Annotated in this window: 17 protein-coding genes; 10 read left to right on the forward strand and 7 right to left on the reverse strand. The window is 74.5% G+C overall.

Going from position 1 to position 16,785, the window contains the following annotated elements; all coding sequences use genetic code 11:
* Positions 1 to 52: 52 nt before the first annotated feature.
* Genes cobO through cobA form a run of 10 tightly spaced genes read left to right on the forward strand, consistent with a single transcriptional unit; the run spans position 53 to position 10,249 of the window.
* Positions 53 to 664: a cob(I)yrinic acid a,c-diamide adenosyltransferase gene (gene cobO, locus AB0C03_RS06605; protein WP_357634993.1), complete on the forward strand. Its 612-nt coding sequence runs from the start codon at positions 53 to 55 to the stop codon at positions 662 to 664.
* A complete protein-coding gene (locus AB0C03_RS06610) occupies positions 658 to 2,013 on the forward strand; it encodes a cobyrinic acid a,c-diamide synthase CobB (RefSeq protein ID WP_357634996.1) in 1,356 nt (451 codons plus the stop codon). The genes cobO and AB0C03_RS06610 overlap by 7 nt, the downstream gene beginning before the upstream one ends.
* Positions 2,010 to 2,783, forward strand: coding sequence for a precorrin-2 C(20)-methyltransferase (gene cobI / locus AB0C03_RS06615; RefSeq protein ID WP_210866093.1), 774 nt, complete (start codon positions 2,010 to 2,012; stop codon positions 2,781 to 2,783). Before AB0C03_RS06610 ends, cobI begins: the two co-directional genes overlap by 4 nt.
* The gene (gene cobM, locus AB0C03_RS06620; RefSeq protein WP_210866094.1) at positions 2,780 to 3,604 is read left to right on the forward strand and encodes a precorrin-4 C(11)-methyltransferase; all 825 of its coding nucleotides are present in this window, start codon (positions 2,780 to 2,782) and stop codon (positions 3,602 to 3,604) included. The genes cobI and cobM overlap by 4 nt, the downstream gene beginning before the upstream one ends.
* Complete coding sequence (locus tag AB0C03_RS06625) at positions 3,601 to 4,752, forward strand: cobalt-precorrin-5B (C(1))-methyltransferase (RefSeq protein ID WP_357635000.1); 1,152 nt, start codon at positions 3,601 to 3,603, stop codon at positions 4,750 to 4,752. The genes cobM and AB0C03_RS06625 overlap by 4 nt, the downstream gene beginning before the upstream one ends.
* On the forward strand, positions 4,749 to 6,086 hold the full coding sequence (gene cbiE, locus AB0C03_RS06630; RefSeq protein ID WP_357635002.1) for a precorrin-6y C5,15-methyltransferase (decarboxylating) subunit CbiE: 1,338 nt from the start codon (positions 4,749 to 4,751) through the stop codon (positions 6,084 to 6,086). The genes AB0C03_RS06625 and cbiE overlap by 4 nt, the downstream gene beginning before the upstream one ends.
* Entirely contained in the window at positions 6,083 to 7,810 is a 1,728-nt protein-coding gene (cobJ, locus tag AB0C03_RS06635; protein ID WP_357635005.1) for a precorrin-3B C(17)-methyltransferase, read from the forward strand. Before cbiE ends, cobJ begins: the two co-directional genes overlap by 4 nt.
* Entirely contained in the window at positions 7,798 to 7,989 is a 192-nt protein-coding gene (locus tag AB0C03_RS06640; protein ID WP_210866097.1) for a DUF362 domain-containing protein, read from the forward strand. Before cobJ ends, AB0C03_RS06640 begins: the two co-directional genes overlap by 13 nt.
* Entirely contained in the window at positions 7,986 to 8,582 is a 597-nt protein-coding gene (locus AB0C03_RS06645; protein WP_210866098.1) for a precorrin-8X methylmutase, read from the forward strand. Before AB0C03_RS06640 ends, AB0C03_RS06645 begins: the two co-directional genes overlap by 4 nt.
* On the forward strand, positions 8,579 to 10,249 hold the full coding sequence (gene cobA / locus AB0C03_RS06650; RefSeq protein ID WP_357635009.1) for a uroporphyrinogen-III C-methyltransferase: 1,671 nt from the start codon (positions 8,579 to 8,581) through the stop codon (positions 10,247 to 10,249). The genes AB0C03_RS06645 and cobA overlap by 4 nt, the downstream gene beginning before the upstream one ends.
* Before the next feature lie 3 nt (positions 10,250 to 10,252).
* Here cobA and AB0C03_RS06655 read toward each other — a convergent pair whose 3' ends face one another.
* The 7 genes from AB0C03_RS06655 to AB0C03_RS06685 all read right to left on the reverse strand — a co-directional run bounded on the left by AB0C03_RS06655 (position 10,253) and on the right by AB0C03_RS06685 (position 16,743).
* Positions 10,253 to 12,409 (reverse strand): FtsX-like permease family protein, encoded by a 2,157-nt coding sequence (locus AB0C03_RS06655; protein ID WP_357635012.1) that lies wholly within the window; start codon positions 12,407 to 12,409, stop codon positions 10,253 to 10,255.
* Positions 12,406 to 13,086 (reverse strand): ABC transporter ATP-binding protein, encoded by a 681-nt coding sequence (locus AB0C03_RS06660; RefSeq protein WP_030327550.1) that lies wholly within the window; start codon positions 13,084 to 13,086, stop codon positions 12,406 to 12,408. Before AB0C03_RS06660 ends, AB0C03_RS06655 begins: the two co-directional genes overlap by 4 nt.
* Complete coding sequence (locus AB0C03_RS06665) at positions 13,083 to 13,607, reverse strand: PadR family transcriptional regulator (protein ID WP_030327552.1); 525 nt, start codon at positions 13,605 to 13,607, stop codon at positions 13,083 to 13,085. The genes AB0C03_RS06660 and AB0C03_RS06665 overlap by 4 nt, the downstream gene beginning before the upstream one ends.
* 104 nt (positions 13,608 to 13,711) lie before the next feature.
* The gene (crcB, locus tag AB0C03_RS06670; RefSeq protein WP_030327553.1) at positions 13,712 to 14,074 is read right to left on the reverse strand and encodes a fluoride efflux transporter CrcB; all 363 of its coding nucleotides are present in this window, start codon (positions 14,072 to 14,074) and stop codon (positions 13,712 to 13,714) included.
* Positions 14,071 to 14,544, reverse strand: a complete 474-nt coding sequence (locus AB0C03_RS06675; protein ID WP_030327554.1) for a fluoride efflux transporter FluC — start codon at positions 14,542 to 14,544, stop codon at positions 14,071 to 14,073. Before AB0C03_RS06675 ends, crcB begins: the two co-directional genes overlap by 4 nt.
* Before the next feature lie 76 nt (positions 14,545 to 14,620).
* On the reverse strand, positions 14,621 to 15,379 hold the full coding sequence (locus AB0C03_RS06680; RefSeq protein ID WP_357635017.1) for a class I SAM-dependent methyltransferase: 759 nt from the start codon (positions 15,377 to 15,379) through the stop codon (positions 14,621 to 14,623).
* 143 nt (positions 15,380 to 15,522) lie between these two features.
* Positions 15,523 to 16,743 carry an MFS transporter gene (locus tag AB0C03_RS06685; RefSeq protein WP_357635020.1) on the reverse strand — a complete coding sequence of 407 codons (1,221 nt, stop codon included), beginning with the start codon at positions 16,741 to 16,743 and terminating at the stop codon, positions 15,523 to 15,525.
* Between the last annotated feature and the right edge of the window lie 42 nt (positions 16,744 to 16,785).

Genomic DNA, 16,785 nt, shown 5'->3' on the forward strand with positions numbered 1-16,785 from the left:
ACAGAAACCGCAAGATCGCGGGACACCTGGACGAGGGATGGGGGACGGCCTGATGCCGCAGGGACAACCGAGCGTGGTGCCCGCTGACGGGTTGACGACCCGGCAGCGGCGGCACCGGCCGCTGTTGATGGTCCACACCGGGCAGATGAAGGGGAAGTCGACGGCGGCCTTCGGGCTGGCGTTGCGGGCCTGGACGGCCGGCCTGCCGGTCGGGGTGTTCCAGTTCGTCAAGAGCGCCAAGTGGCGGGTGGGGGAGGAGAGCGCCTTCCGGACCCTCGGCGAGGTGCACGAGCGCACCGGCCAGGGCGCGCCGGTGGCCTGGCACAAGATGGGCGAGGGCTGGTCCTGGATCCAGCGCGGCGGCGACGCCGACCACGCCGCCGACGCCCTGGAGGGCTGGCGGCAGATCCAGCGCGACCTGGCCGCCGAACGGTACGGGCTGTACGTGCTGGACGAGTTCACCTATCCGATGATGTGGGGCTGGGTGGACGTCGACGAGGTGGTCGCCACGCTGGCCGACCGGCCCGGCTTCCAGCACGTCGTGATCACCGGTCGGGACGCCGACCCGCGCCTGGTGGCCGCCGCCGACCTGGTCGCCGAGCTGACCAAGGTCAAGCACCCGATGGACGCCGGCCAGAAGGGCCAGAAGGGCATCGAATGGTGAGCGGGCAGTGGGCGCTGCCCCGGGTGGTGGTCGCCGCCCCGGCCAGTGGCCACGGCAAGACGACGGTGGCCACCGGGCTGCTCGCCGCGCTCCGCCGACGGGGACTCGCCGTCAGCCCGCACAAGGTCGGCCCCGACTACATCGACCCCGGCTACCACGCCCTCGCCGCCGGACGAGCCGGCCGCAACCTCGACCCGTTCCTGGTCGGGCCCGACCTGATCACCCCCCTGCTGCGACACGGCGCGAGCGTCCCCACGCCCGCCGACGTCGCCGTGGTCGAGGGCGTCATGGGCCTGCACGACGGCGCGGTGGGCCGGCGTGACTTCGCCTCCACCGCGCACGTCGCCCGGCTGATCGAGGCACCGGTGCTGCTGGTGCTGGACACCACCGCGCAGGGCCGTTCGGCCGCCGCGCTCACCCTCGGCATGGCCGCGTTCGACCCGGCGGTTCGGATCGGCGGGGTGATCCTCAACCGGGTCGGCTCACCCCGGCACGAGACGCTGCTGCGCGACGCCCTGGCCGAGGTGGGCGTACCGGTGCTCGGGGCGGTCACCCGCGCCGCCGAGGTGGCCGCGCCGGCCCGGCACCTCGGGTTGGTGCCGGTCGCCGAGCGGGCCCCCGAGTCGCTCGCCATCGTCACCGCCCTTGCCGAACTAGTCGAGGCCACAGTGGACGTCGATGCCGTGCTCGCCCTGGCCCGCACCGCCCCGCCGCTGACCGCCCCGGCGTGGGACCCGGTCGCCGCCGTCGGCGGGCCGGCCGGCGTCGAGCGACCACGCGTCGCGCTCGCCGGTGGTCCGGCCTTCACCTTCTCGTACGCGGAGACCGCCGAACTGCTCGCCGCGGCGGGCGCGGACGTCGTCACCGTCGACCCGTTGCGCGACCCGGCGCTGCCCACCGGCACCCGCGCGGTGGTGATCGGCGGCGGCTTCCCCGAGGCGTACGCCCAGGCGCTTGCCGACAACACCGCGCTGCGCGCCGAGCTGGCCGACTTCGACGGGCCGATCGTGGCCGAGTGCGCCGGGCTGCTCTACCTCGGGCGGTCCCTGGACGGCGTACCGATGTGCGGTCGGCTGGACCTGACCGCCCGGATGACCGACCGGCTCACCCTCGGCTACCGGGAGGCAGTGGCGAGCACCGACTCCCCGGTGGCCCGCGCCGGTGAGCAGGTACGCGGCCACGAGTTCCACCGCACCACCACCGACCCGGGGCACGGCGACGCACCGGCGTGGCGGTGGAACGACGCCGAGCACGGTTTCGTCTCCGGCCGGGTGCACGCGTCCTACCTGCACACCCACTGGGCCGGTCACCCCGGCGCGGCCCGCCGACTGGTCGAGGCGGCCCGATGACCGCCACGCTCACCGGGGTCGGTGTCGGCCCCGGCGACCCGGAGCTGCTCACCGTCAAGGCGGTGCGGCTGCTGGGCGAGGCCGACCTGGTCTTCGTACCCGTGATGGCGGACCGGGCCGAACCCGGCGCGACCGCCGCTCCGACGCCGCCGGGCGCGCAGGCCGGGCGGGCCGAGGCGACAGTGCGGCAGCACGTCGCCGCGGACCGGTTGCGTCGGCTGCCGTTCGCGCTGGACGACCGGGGTGGGGTGACCGTGCGCCGGGCGCAGGCGTGGGACGAGGCGGCCCGGGTGGTGGCCGAGGCGATCGACGCGGGCGCACGGTCGCTGGCGTTCGCCACCATCGGCGACCCCAACGTCTACTCCACCTTCGGGTACCTGGCCCAGAGCGTCCGCGCGCTGCGCCCGGCGGTGCGGGTGGCGACAGTGCCCGGTGTCACCGCCATGCAGGAGCTGGCGGCGCGCAGCGGCACCCCGCTCTGCGAGGGACGCGAACCGCTCACCCTGCTGCCGGCCACCGCGGGCCTGGCGCTCTTCGCCGACGCCCTCGCCGGGCCGGGCACCGTGGTCGCCTACAAGGGCTGGCGGCGGCACCCGGAGCTGCTCGCCGAACTGCGCCGGCAGGGCCGCCTCGCCGACGCGGTGCTCGGCCGCAGCCTGGGGCTGCCCGGTGAACGCGTCGGGCCGGTCGACGACACCGGGGACGACCTGCCGTACCTGTCGACGCTGCTGGTTCCGGCCCGCCGTGAGCACCGAGGAGGAAAGCTGTGACCAGCGACGCGAAGGTGTGGTTCGTCGGTGCCGGCCCCGGTGCGGCGGACCTGCTGACCCTGCGGGCCGCCCGGGTGATCGCCGAGGCGGACATCGTGATCTGGGCGGCCAGCCTGGTGCACGCCGACGTGCTGGCGCACGCCCGCCCCGACGCGGAGATCGTCGACTCGTCGCAGTTGCCCATCGAGGGTGTGCTGCCGCTCTACCGGCGCGCCGCCGAACAGGGGCTGACGGTGGCCCGGATCCACTCCGGAGACCCGGCGCTGTGGGGCGCGGTGCAGGAGCAGCTGGACCTGTGCCGGGCGCTCGGCCTGGCCGTCGAGATCGTGCCCGGGGTGTCCTCGTTCACCGCCGTCGCGGCGATCGTCGGACGGGAACTGACAGTGCCCGAGGTGGCCCAGTCGGTGATCCTCACCCGCCTCGAAGGCGGCAAGACCCCGATGCCGCCCGGCGAGCGGGTCCGCGACTTCGCCCGGCACGGCACCACCATGGCCCTGTTCCTCTCCGCCGCCCGCTCCGGGCAGGTGCAGGCCGAGCTGCTGGCCGGCGGCTACCCGCCGGACACCCCGGCCGTCGTGGCGTACCAGGCGACCTGGCCCGACGAGCTGGTGGTCCGCTGCACTGTCGGCACCCTGGAGGCGACCGTCAAGCAGCACAAGCTGTGGAAGCACACCCTGTTCCTGGTCGGGCCGGCGCTCGCCGCCGAGGGCACCCGCTCGCACCTCTACCACCCCGGGCACTTCCACACCTTCCGCCGGGCCGAGCCGGCCGCCCGCGCCGAGCTGCGCCGCGCCCGCGCCGGAGAAACAGAAACCCCATGACGTACGCCGAGCCGCCGCTGCGCGAGCCGGACCTGCCGCGTACCGCGAAGGTCCGGCCCACCGCGCTGCGCACCGGCTGGACCACCGGGGCGTGCGCGACGGCAGCGGCCAAGGCAGCGGTCACCGCGCTGGTCACCGGCGAGACACAACAGGAGGTGGAGATCGGGCTGCCCGCCGGGCGCCGGGTGCGCTTTCCTGTCGAACGCTGCGAGGTGACCGGCACCCCACCGGTGCGCGCCGAGGCGGTGGTGGTCAAGGACGCCGGGGACGACCCGGACGTCACCCACGGCGCCGAGCTGACCGCCACAGTGAACTGGACCGACGTACCCGGCCTGCGGCTGGCCGGCGGCGCCGGCGTCGGTACGGTGACCAAGCCCGGCCTCGGGCTCGCTGTCGGCGGCCCGGCGATCAACGACACCCCCCGCCGGATGATCGGCGAGGCGGTGGCCGAGGTGGTCGGCCTCAGCGAGGTCGGCGTCCGGGTGGTGATCAGCGTGCCTCGCGGCGAGATCATGGCCCGCAAGACCACCAACCGCCGCCTCGGCATCCTCGGCGGGATCTCGATTCTCGGCACCACCGGGATCGTTCGTCCCTTCTCCACCGCGTCGTGGCGGGCCAGCGTGGTGCAGGCAGTGCACGTGATGGCCGCCCAGGGCGAGCGCGCAGTGGTGCTCTGCACCGGTGGGCGTACCGAGCGGGCCGCCCGCGCGCTGCTGCCGGACCTGCCCGAGGTGTGCTTCGTCGAGGTCGGCGACTTCACCGGCGCGGCGGTCACCGCCGCCGTCGAGGACGGCATGACCGGGGTGGTGTTCGTCGGTATGGCCGGCAAGCTCGCCAAACTCGCGGCGGGCATCCTGATGACCCACTACACCCGCTCCAAGGTGGATCTGTCGCTGCTCGGCGCGGTGACGGCCGAGGCCGGCGGCGATCCGTCGCTCGTGGCCGCCGTGACCGAGGCGAACACCGGGCGGCACGCGTACGAGCTGTGGGAGGCCGCCGGGCTGCTCGCCCCGGCCGGCGACCTGCTCTGCCAGCGGGTCCAGGCGGTGTTGCGGCGCTTCGCCGGGCCGACGGTCACAGTGGACGTGGCGATGGTCGACTTTGCCGGAGCGCACGTCGTCGCCTCGTCCGGCCGGTGGTCCGGATGACGCGGGCTGAGCCGGTGACCCGGGCGGAACCGGTGACCGTGGTCGGCCTGGACGCGGCCGGCGCACCGCCGCACCCCGCTCTCGCGCCGGTGCTGGCCGCTGCCGGGCTGGTGGTCGGGGCCGCCCGGCACCTGGCTGCCGTGCCCGTACCGGCCGACGCGGACACCGCCACCCTCGGGCCGCTCGCCCCCGCCCTGCGCCGCCTCGCCGAGGCCGTCGACGCCGGGGTGCCGGCCGTGGTGCTGGCCAGCGGCGACCCCGGCCTGTTCGGCATCGTCCGGCGGCTGCGCGCGGCCGGGCTGCCGCTGCGGGTGGTGCCGGCGGTGTCCAGTGTGGCCGCCGCGTTCGCCCGCGCCGGGCTGCCCTGGGACGGCGCGGCAGTGGTCACCGCGCACGGGCGTGACCTCCGAACCGCAGTGAACGCCTGCCGGGCGCTGCCACTGGTCGCGGTGCTCACCGCGCCCGGCGCCGGGGCGGCCGAGCTGGGTGCCGGCCTGATCGGCTGGTCCCGTCGCCTGCTGGTCGCCGAGCACCTGGGCACCGCCGCCGAACGGATCCGCGCGGTGACCCCCGAGCAGGCCACCGCCGAGACCTGGGCCGACCCGCACGTCCTACTCAGCCTCGCCGACACCGGACCTGCCGGGTCCGGGCCCACTGGCGCCGGATTCGCCGGGTCCGGGTCTACCGACGCCGGGTCCAGGCCCACTGATGCCGGGTCCGCCGACGCCGATCCGGGCACGGTCGGCGGGATGCGGGTCGACAACCAGCCGGCCGCCGCGCCGGCCGGCGGGTGGGCGCTGCCGGAAAGCCGGTACGCCCACCGCGACTCCATGATCACCAAGTCGGAGGTGCGGGCCCTGGTCGTCGCCCGGCTGCGCCCCCGACTGGGCCGCCTCGTCTGGGACATCGGCGCGGGCAGCGGCTCGGTCGGCATCGAGTGCGCGCTGCTCGGCGCGGCAGTGCTCGCCGTCGAACAGGATCCGACGTCCGCCGCGACGATCCGGGACAACGCGGCCACGCACGCCGTCGACGTCCGGATCGTCGTGGGGCGCGCCCCGGCGGCGCTGGACGGGCTACCCGAACCGGATGCGGTCTTCGTCGGTGGCGGCGGCGTCGACGTCCTGACCGCCGTGCTGGCCCGCCGACCCGCACGGATCGTGCTCACCCTGGCCGCGTTGGACCGCGTCGCGCCGGCAGTCGGTCTGCTGCGCGCCGCCGGCTACGCGGTCGAGGGCAGCCAGCTCTCCGCCGCCCGCCTCGCCGACCTGCCCGGCGGGTCGATCCGTCTCGCGGCCACCAACCCGGTGGTCGTCCTCACCGGGGAGCGCCAGTGACCGACCAGAACCCGCCCGCCCGGATCGGCCTGGTGGCGGCCACCGCCGCCGGCCGCCGGCACGCCGACACCCTGGCCGCCGCGTGGCCGCACGCCCGGCTGGTCGAGCGGGACACCGTGGCCGAGGCGTTGCGCGCCGCCTGGGCCGGTTGTGACGCGGTGGTCGCGTTCCTGGCCACCGGGGCGGTCGTACGGATCGTCGCGCCGCTGCTCGACGACAAGCGCACCGACCCGGCGGTGGTGGTCGTCGACGAGGCGGCCCGGCACGCGGTGGCACTGCTGGGCGGGCACGCCGGTGGCGGCAACGCCCTCGCCGAGCAGGTCGCCGCCCTGCTGGACGCCCGAGCGGTGATCACCACCGCCACCGACGCGGTCGGGTTGCCCGGGCTGGACACCCTCGGCTGGCCGGTCCACGGCGCGGTGGCCGCGGTGTCCCGGGCCATCCTGGACGGTGAACCGGTCCTACTGGTCGCCGACGCCGGCTGGCCGTTGCCCGCCCTGCCCCCGAACGTGCGCGCCAGCGATGAGGACACACCGGACGACGGGTACCGGCTGCTGGTCACCGACCGGGTGGTGCCGACCGACGGGCGGACCGCCGTGCTGCGCCCGCCGTCGCTGGTCGCCGGGGTGGGCGCGAGTCGGGGCGTACCGACCGTCGAGGTGGCGGAGCTGCTGCACCGGGTGCTGGCCGAGGCCGGCCTCGATCCGGCGAGCCTGCGCTGCCTGGCCAGCGCCGACATCAAGGCCGACGAGGCGGGCATCCGCAGCACCGCCGACACACTCGGCGTACCCCTGGTGACCTGGCCGGCGACGCGCCTCGCGGCGGTCGACGTGCCGCACCCCAGCGAGGTGGTCCGGGCCGCGGTCGGCACGCCGAGCGTGGCGGAGGCCGCGGCTCTGCTCGGCTCGGATGGCCGGGCCGGCGACGCGACGCTGCTGGTGAGCAAGACCGCGACGGCGATGGCCACCGTGGCGGTGGCCCGGCACGCGCCACGCGGCCGGCTCGCCGTCGTCGGCCTCGGGCCCGGCGCCGCCGACCTGCGCACCCCCCGCGCGGTCACCGAACTGCGTCGCGCCGCCGTGGTGGTCGGCCTCGACCAGTATCTCGACCAGGTCCGCGACGTGCTGCGCCCCGGCACCCGGGTGCTCGCCAGCGGGCTGGGCGCGGAGGAGGCGCGGGCCCGCGCCGCCGTCGCCGAGGCCGCCGCCGGCCGGGCGGTCGCGCTGATCGGCTCCGGCGACGCCGGGGTGTACGCGATGGCCAGCCCCGCCCTGGAGTACGCCGACGAGCGCATCGACGTGGTGGGGGTGCCCGGCGTCACCGCCGCCCTCGCGGCCGGGGCGCTGCTCGGTGCGCCGCTCGGGCACGACCACGCCTACCTGAGCCTGTCCGACCTGCACACCCCGTGGGACGTCATCGAACGACGGGTGACCGCCGTCGCCGAGGGTGACTTCGTGACCATCTTCTACAACCCGCGCAGCCGGGCCCGCGACTGGCAGCTCGGCAAGGCGCTCGGCATCCTCGCCGGGCACCGGCCACCGGACACCCCGGTGGGGGTGGTGCGCAACGCCAGCCGCCCCGGCGAACAGGTCCACCTCGCCACGGTGGCCACGCTCGACCCGGCGATCGTCGACATGTACAGCGTGGTGGTCGTCGGCAACAGCGACACACGGCTGGTCGCCGGCCGGATGGTCACCCCCCGGGGGTACCGGTGGCGCTCGTGACCATCGACGCCTGCCAGGGCTGCGGCGCCTGCCTGCGCACCTGCCCCACGCACGCCATCACACCAATCGCCGGTGGCCTCACCGTCCGCGCCGACCGGTGCACCGGCTGCCTGGAGTGCCTGGAGATCTGCCCCGTCGACGCGATCCGCGTCGTCGAGCCGTCGGAAGGAGCCCGATGAGCCGGGTGGTGCACCCCATCGAGGTCGAGTCGTACCGCATCCTGCGCGAGCGCGTCGACCTGTCGCACCTGCCGCCGCTGAGCCGCGCGGTGACCGAACGGGTGGTGCACGCCAGCGCCGACCTCGCCTACGTCGACGACCTCGTTTGCGACGAGACCGCCCTGCGGTCCGGGCTGGCCGCGCTGCGCGCGGGCGTACCCGTGGTGACGGACGTGGCGATGGTCGCCGCCGGCATCACCCGCACCGGCCTGGAACTGGTCTGCCCGGTCGCCGAGCCGGCCGCGGCCGACCTGGGCCGCTCGGCCGGCATCACCCGATCGGCGGCGGCCGTGCGGATCGCCCTGGACCGGGTCGGGCCCGGCGCGGTCTGGGTGGTCGGCTGCGCGCCCACCGCGCTCGTCGAACTGCTCACACTGCACGCCGCACCGGCGCTGGTCGTCGGCCTGCCGGTCGGCTTCGTGGGCGCCGCCGAATCGAAGGCGGCGCTGCGGGCCAGCGGCCTGCCCGCCGTGTCCAACGTGGGCGAGAAGGGCGGCTCGGCGGTCGCCGCCGCCGCCCTCAACGCCCTGCTCTACGTCGAGGAGAAGTCATGACCGGATTGGTCATCGTCGGGCACGGTACGCGCAGCGCGGCCGGGGTCGACCAGTTCGCCGCTCTCGTCGAGCGGGTCCGTCGTCGCGGTGACCTCGGCGACGTCGAGGGCGGCTTCATCGAGCTGTCCCGCCCACCGCTGACCGACGCGGTCGGCGCGCTGGTCGCGCGCGGGCACCGGGCGCTCGTGGCGCTGCCGCTGGTGCTCACCGGCGCCGGCCACGGCAAGGGCGACATCCCCGCCGCGATGGCCCGGGAACAGCAGCGTCACCCGGGGCTCAGCTACCGCTACGGCCGTCCGCTCGGCCCCCACCCGCTGCTGCACGACGCCCTCGAAGAACGCATCGACGCCGCGCTGGCGGGTGCCGACCGGGCCGGCACCGAGCTGACGGGTGCCGATCGGGCCGGCACGTGGGTGGCGTTGATCGGGCGGGGGTCGACCGACCCGGACGCCAACGCCGAGGTCGCCAAGGTCGCCCGGCTGCTCTGGGAGGGGCGCGGCTACGCGGGCGTGGAGCCCGGGTTCATCTCCCTTGCCCAGCCGTCGGTGCCGGCCGTGCTGGAGCGGCTGCGCCGTCTCGGCGCGCGGCGGATCGTCGTCGCGCCGTACTTCCTGTTCGCCGGGGTGCTTCCCGACCGCATCGTCGCCCAGTCGACCGAGTTCGCCGCCGCCCACAGCGACCTCGACGTGCGGGTGGCCGAGGTGATCGGCGACTGCGACACCCTCGCCGACCTGGTGCGGGAACGCTACGCCGAGGCGCTGGGCGGCGACATCCGGATGAACTGCGACACCTGCGCGTACCGGGTGCTGATGCCCGGCTTCGCCGACAAGGTGGGTCGCCCGCAACGCCCGCACGACCACCCCGACGACCCGGTCGGCCACCACCATCACCACGGGCACGACCACCATGGGCACGACCACCACCACGACCACGGGTCGGTGGCGGTGGTCGGCGGCGGGCCCGGACCCGACGACCTGATCACGGTACGCGGCAAGGCGCTGCTCGACGCCGCGGACGTGGTGGTGGTCGACCGGTTGGCCCCGCAGGGGCTGCTCGCCGGGCTGCGCCCCGACGTGCTGGTGGTCGACGCCGCCAAGGTGCCGCGCGGCCCGTCGATGGCCCAGGAGGCGATCAACGAGGCCCTGGTGTCGCACGCCCGGGCTGGCCGCCGGGTGGTCCGGCTCAAGGGTGGTGACCCGTACGTCTTCGGGCGCGGCCACGAGGAGGTGCAGGCCTGCACGGCCGCCGGTGTGCCGGTGACTGTGGTTCCCGGGGTGAGCAGCGCGCTCGCCGCACCGGCCCTGGCCGGCGTGCCGGTCACCCACCGGGGCGTGGCGCACGACGTCACCGTCGTGTCCGGACACCTGCCGCCCGGGCACCCCAACTCGCTGGTCGACTGGGCGGCGCTGGCCCGCGCCCGGGGCACCGTCGTGTTGCTGATGGCAGTCGACACCATCGCCAAGATCGCGTCGGCGCTGATCGAGCACGGTCGCGCCCCGGAGACGCCGGTGCTCGCGGTACAGGACGCCGGGCTGCCCGAGCAGCGGTCGGTGTCCGCCCGGCTGGACGAGATCGGCGCGTCGGCCGCCCGGGAGGGCATCCGTCCGCCCGCCGTCTTCGTCGTCGGCCCGGTGGTCGCGCTGTCGACCACCGGGCCCACGGTCTGACGGTCACTCGCTGCGGGCGGTCTCCGGACCGGTGATCCGTTCCAGCAGCGGCAGGGTGGACGCGATGACGGCGAGGCAGGCCGCCAACCCGACGACGACGATCACGTAGAAGCCCGGCTGCGGCGCGACGAGCGTGTAACCCATCTGCGCCCGCAGGAACAGGTGGGCGGCGAGCAGACCCATGCCGATGGCGACCGCGGCGACGGCGAGCATCGGTACGGCGCTCTCCAACGCGACCACCCGACGCAGCACCCGTACCGGCGCTCCGCTGAGCCGCAGCAGGCTGAACGGGCGTCGGCGTTCGGTGAGGCCGCCGATGACGCTGACCGCGAGGCTGCACCCGCCGAGCGCGAGGCTGGCGATGATGATGACGTTGGCCAGTTGTTCCCAGCCGCGCAGCGTGTCGGCGAAGTCCGACTCGAAGTCGCCGGGCACGTTCGGCCCCACCCAGAAGCTCGGGAAGGCGACCTCCAGCACGGTGCGGACGCGCTCGACGGCGGCGGCGGAACCGTCGGTGCCGACGACCATCGACCCGACCGGTAGCCGCTGGAGCTCGTCGAGGGTGAACGACGCGGCGGGCCAGACCGTCGCGGGCGAGGCCGACTCCCGCCAGCGGCTGAGACCGATCGGCACCTCGATGACGCTCGCGCCGTCGGCGCACCGGCCGTACGCGCTCGGGAGGTCGGTGCACGCGATCAACCCGCCCTCGCCGCCGTTCGTGATGTCCGGGTCTTCCCGGACGGCGGTCGCGGACCGTACGCCGCTGATCGCCCGCAGCTCGGCGAAGAGCGGGTCGGGCACCGACGGCACCTTCTCGTCGAAGACGGTGGTCACCGTGCCCGCGTCGGTCGAGCCGATCGGGGCCGGACCGCGGTTGTCGATGATCGTGGTGATCACGCCGACGGCCACGCTCGTCACGAAGAGCGCGAGCATGATGCCGCTGATCGCCCGGAAGCCTGCCTTCGGGTTGTCGGCGAGACGCCGCGCGGCGATGAGGGTGGCGGGGCGGCTGGCGTACCGGGCCATCACCCGGGCACCGACCATCGTCAGCCAGGGGCCGGCGAAGATCAGGCCGAGCATGATGAGCAGCAGCCCGGGCAGGAAGACCGCCGCCTGGCCGTCGGACGTGGCGGGCCGGAAGCTGATGGCGAAGAACAGCACGGCGACGCCGAGCACCATCGGGATCAGTCGGTACGCGCGCGGCGCACGGGGGGTGACCCGGCGGGTGACGCCCAGCGGCGAGATCCGTACCCGACGCAGCGAGACCTGGGCGGCCAGCGCCGCGCCGGCCGGGACGCCGAGCGCCACCAGCAGGACGTCCAGCACGCCCAGTGACATGTCACTGGGGAAGAACGGCATGCCGGTGAACGGGATGCCCGCGAGCGGGTCGCGGAAGGCGTAGAACAGGCCGAAGCCGACGGCGGTGCCGGCGACGGCGGCGGCGGCCGCCTCCACCGCGGCGACCGTCGAGATCTGCCGGGGCGTCGCGCCGACCAGGCGCATCGCGGCGAAACGCTGCTCCCGGCGGGCGGCGCTGAGCCGGGTGGCGGTGCCGATGAAGATCAGTACCGGGAACAGCAGCCCGCCGGCGATCACGCCCAGGATGAGGTTCACCGCGGTCTCGGGAAGCGCTGGTTTGTCACCGACGTCGCTGACCTGCCTGGCGTCGGGCAGCTTGCCGACGCTGTCCGGGGTGCCGCCGACGATGGCGAGCAGGGTGTTCGGTGAGGTCAGCCCGGCGGGGGCGACGGTGCCGACGTCACGGCCCGGGTAACGGTCGCTCAACTGGTCGGCCGGGTGCGCGGCCAGCAGTTCCCGCAGCGCGGGCGAGGCGTAGAACTCGCCGGGACCGGGAGTGGTCGGGACGCCGGCCGGGGTGGGCGCGTTCGAGCCGGTGGCGGCCACGTCGATCCGGATGATCTGCTCGCCGTGGAAGTAGTCGTTTCGGGTCGACCACCACAGCGGGTCGGCGTCGCCGCCGGTCGAGGCGCTGGGATACACCGAGGCGTACCGGGTGAGCTGGGCGTCGACGGCGTTGACCCCGGCGAGTGTGGTCAGCAGCAGACCGCTGCCGACCGCGACGGCGGCGGCGATGACGATCAGGCGGGTGAGCGCCTCACGGCCGCCGGCCACGGCGAGGCGGAGCCCGAAGCGGATCATGAGGCGATCCGGTCCGGCGCGTTCACGCGCCCGTCGCGGACCATGACCTCGCGGTCGGCGTACGCGGCGATCCTCGCCTCGTGGGTGACCAGGATGACAGTGGTGCCCTGCTCGCGGGCGGCGCCGACCAGCAGGTCCATCACCTGCTCACCGGTGAGCGAGTCGAGCGCGCCGGTCGGCTCGTCGGCGAAGAGCACCTGCGGCTCGGCGACCAGGCCCCGGGCCAGGGCTACGCGCTGCGCCTGCCCACCGGACAACTCACCCGATCGGCGCTGTTGCATGCCGTCGAGGCCGAGGCGCTCGAACCAGGTGTACGCCCTGCGCAGCGCCTCGGTCCGGCGTACGCCGCTGAGCAGCATCGGAAGGGCGACGTTCTCGGCCGCCGTCAGCTCGGGGACGAGCTGGCCGAACTGGAACACGAACCCGAACCGGTCCCGGCGCAGGCTGCTGCGCTCGGTCTCGGCCATGGCGTGGACCTTGGCCCCGTCGAAGAGGATCTCGCCGGAGTCGGGCACCAGGATGCCGGCCAGGCAGTGCAGCAGGGTGGACTTGCCCGAGCCGCTGGGGCCCATGACGGCGACGATCTCGCCCGCGTCCACGGCGAGGCTGGCGCCGCGCAGGGCGGGGGTCTGACCGAAGGAGAATTCGACGTCACGCGCTTCGATCACGACGCTCACCGCCGCACCTCCTTCCGCAGGGCGTCCAGTCGGGCGCCGGTCATCTCGATCCACCGGAGGTCCGCCTCCAGGTGGTAGAGGCCGTGGTCGGCGAGCAGCGCGTCGACCAGGCTGCCGGCGCGCTTGATCTCGGTCAGCTCCCGCATCCGGTGCAGGTGCGCGCTGCGCTGGGTGTCGAGGTATTCGGCGGCCGGTCGGTCGAGCATCAGCGCGAGCACGACCTTGGCGAAGAGCACCGTCTGTAGGTGCGGCTCCGGGTCGACCGGCTGGGTCAGCCACTGCTCGACCTCGGTCGCCCCGACGTCGGTGATGATGTAGCGCTTGCGGTCCGGGCCGGAGCCGGGGGCGACGTCGCTGATCACCACCTTGCCGTCGCGGGCCAGTCGGCTGAGGGTGGAGTAGACCTGGCCGAACGGCAACGGCTTGCCTCGGCCGAAGAAGGCGTCGTAGTCGCGCTTCAGGTCGTAACCGTGGCTGGGCTCCCGTTCGAGGAGGCCGAGAAGAGTCAGTGGCACGCTCATGCCGGAAGACTACACCGAGGGTATACCTCGCGTATATACCCTCGGTGTGTTGCGGGTCGACGCCTGGTCGAGGCGTTGATGGCGAGGCGATCGGGCTGGCGGGGTCAGCCGGTCAGGGCGCGGGCGACCGCGTACCCGGCGGTGGCCGCGGCGAGTCCGGCGGCCACGCTGCCCAGCACGTTGGCCAGGGCGAGCAGCCGGTGCCCGCCCCTGGTCAGCCGCAGTGTCTCGTAGCTGAAGGTGGAGTAGGTGGTCAGCGCGCCGCAGAAGCCGGTGCTGAGCAACGCGCTGACCGCCGGGCCGGCCGGCCATCCGGCCAAGGCGCCGAGCAGCAGCGACCCTGCCACGTTGACCAGCAATGTGCCCCAGGGGAACACCGAGGCGTGTCGGGACTGCACGGCCCGGTCGGCGAGGTAGCGCAGCGGCGCGCCGATGGCCGCGCCCAGGGCGATGAGCAGGACGGTCATCGGGCCGCCCGGCGCAGCAGCCCGGCGGTGACCGCATCGCCCAGCCCGACCGCGACGAGCGCCCCGAGCACCGTCGCGGCGAGATACGCCAGCGCGGTGCCCGGTGCGCCCGCGACGATCGCCTGCTGGACGTCGACCGCGTACGTGGAGAAGGTGGTGAACCCGCCGAGCACCCCGACCCCGAGGAACGGGCGCGCCAGCGGGTGCCCACCGTCGAGGTGCCCGAGCACCGCCATCAGCACGCCGATCAGCAGGCAACCGGACGTGTTGATGGTGAACGTGGCCCACGGGAAGCCGGTCGGCGGGTGCGGAACGGCGTGTTGCAGACCGGCCCGGGCCAGCGCGCCGAGCACGCCGCCGGCCGCGATCACCGCGAGAATCGTCGCGGGGCGCGCGGTCAGCTCGCGGCGGTCGGCGGGGACGCGCAGATCGACGTCGGGGTCGGTACGCGGCTCGAACGGCTCTGGCACGGCTCCTCAGCGTAGTGCCGGCGTCAGCGGCGTCAGCACTGCCGTCGGCTTGCCGCGCTGCCGGCGGAGGGTGGTGTCAGCGCACTGCCGCCACCGCGGCGTCCGGGCCGCCGCGCCAGAGCGTGCCGACCTCGCGGAAACCGGCGGCGGTGAGCGCGGCGAGGTGCCAGGAGACCGGTGGGTTCCACTCGGGGCTGTGCCCGGTCGGGTAGATCGCGTGACGCCGGGCGACCAGCGGGGCGAGCGCCGGATCGGCGCCGGCCCGCTCCCACCAGTCCGACCAGGACAGCATCGAGCCGGCGGCGTACCGGGCGTTGCGCCGGTCACGGGCCCGGTCCATCAGCCGCTTGGTCAGCTCCGGCAGGGTGTCGTCCGGCATGTGGTCGGCGTTGACGAAGACGCCGCCCGGGCGCAGCACGTCGCGCACCTCGGCGTAGAGCTGCCCGATCCGGTCGGCCGGCAGCCAGTGCAGGGCGGTGGCGGTGAGGACGGCGTCGTACTCGCGGTGGGGGAGCGCGGAGCGCCATTCGGGGATGCCGAGGTCGGCCGTGATGATGGTGGCCCGGTCGGCCAGCGAGGCGCTGGCGATGGCGAGCAGCGCCGGGTCGAGGTCGACGAGGGTCGTCTGCGCGGTGGGGAAGCGGGCGAGGGTCCGCAGCGAGATGGTGCCGGTGCCGCCGGCCAGGTCGAGCACGCGCGGTGCCCGGCCGTCGATGACCGCGTCGACGGTGTCGAGCATCGCGGCGAACCGGTGTTCCCGGTCCGGGAGGTAGGCCTCCTGCTGGCGGTCCCAGCTTTCCTGCCAGGCCCAGGGATCCTCGATGTAAGGAGTCATAGCGATCAGGCTAATTACGCCACGAGTGCGTTGTCCAGACCTTGTTGCACATCTTTTGCAACTGCGAGAAGATGGCGAGGCGATGATCAGAGCGGCGCCGGGCCCGGCGCTTCCGTCCGGCCCGGCGTCCTCGTCCCGCGCCGTCAGAACGCGGCGTCCACCAGGCCCTCGTCGGCCCGGGCCGACTGGTCGCGACGGGCCAACCGCAGCGCTCCGAGCAGGACGCCCAAGCCGGCCAGAGTGAGCGCGGCACCGGCCCAGATCGGCGAGGTGTAGCCGAGCCCGGCGGCGATGGTCACACCGCCGATCCAGGCGCCCAGCGCGTTGCCGAGGTTGAACGCGGCGATGTTCGCCCCGGAGGCCAGGGTTGGCGCCTGCTGGGCGTACCGCATGATCCGCATTTGCAGCGGCGGCACGGTGGCGAAGCCGAACCCGCCCATCAGCACCAGCGCGACGATGGTCAGCACCGGGTTGGTGGCGGTCAGCGCGAAGCCGACGAGCACCACGGTGAGCACCGCCAGGACGGTGACCAGGGTGCGCGACAGGGACCGGTCCGCCGCCCGGCCGCCGAGCAGGTTGCCCGCGAAGAGCCCGGCTCCGAAGAGCACCAGCAGCCACGGCACCGTGCTGGAGGCGAAGCCGCTGACCTCGGTGAGCGTGTAGGCGATGTAGGTGAACGCGCCGAACATCCCACCGAAGCCCAGGACGGTGATCACCAGGGAGAGCCAGACCTGGGCGTGGGTGAAGGCGCGCAACTCGCCGCGCAGCCCGCCGGCCGGCCGGTCGGCGTCGGCGGTGTCGCCCGCCGGGATGAGCGCTGCCAGCCCGACCAGGGCGACCACGCCGATGGCGGTGATCGCCCAGAACGTCGACCGCCAGCCGAAGTGCTGCCCGAGGAAGGTGCCGAAGGGCACGCCGAGCACGTTGGCGATGGTCAGGCCGGCGAACATCATGGCGATGGCACCCGCCCGGCGCGCGGGTGCGACCAGGCCGGCGGCGACCACCGCGCCGATGCCGAAGAACGCGCCGTGGCAGAGCGCGGCGACGATCCGGCCGGCCATCATCACGGCGTAGTCGCCGGCGATCGCGGAGAGCAGGTTGCCGATGATGAAGAGCACCATCAGGCCGAGCAGGACCGGTTTGCGCGGCAGTCGGGTGACCGCCGCGGTGAGGGCGACCCCGCCGACGGCCACGCTGAGCGCGTAGCCGGAGATCAACCAGCCGGCCACCGGTTCGGTGACCGCGAAGTCGGCGGCCACCTCGGGCAACAGCCCCATGATGACGAACTCGGTGAGCCCGATGCCGAAGGCGCCGATGGCCAGCGCGATCAGGCCGGGCGGCAGGGACTTGTGGCGTACGGACATGGTCTTCCCGTCGAGAGGGGGCAGATATAAGGCGTGTGCAAC

Origin of the sequence: Micromonospora parva (assembly GCF_040649675.1) — a bacterium.
GTDB lineage: Bacteria > Actinomycetota > Actinomycetes > Mycobacteriales > Micromonosporaceae > Micromonospora > Micromonospora parva.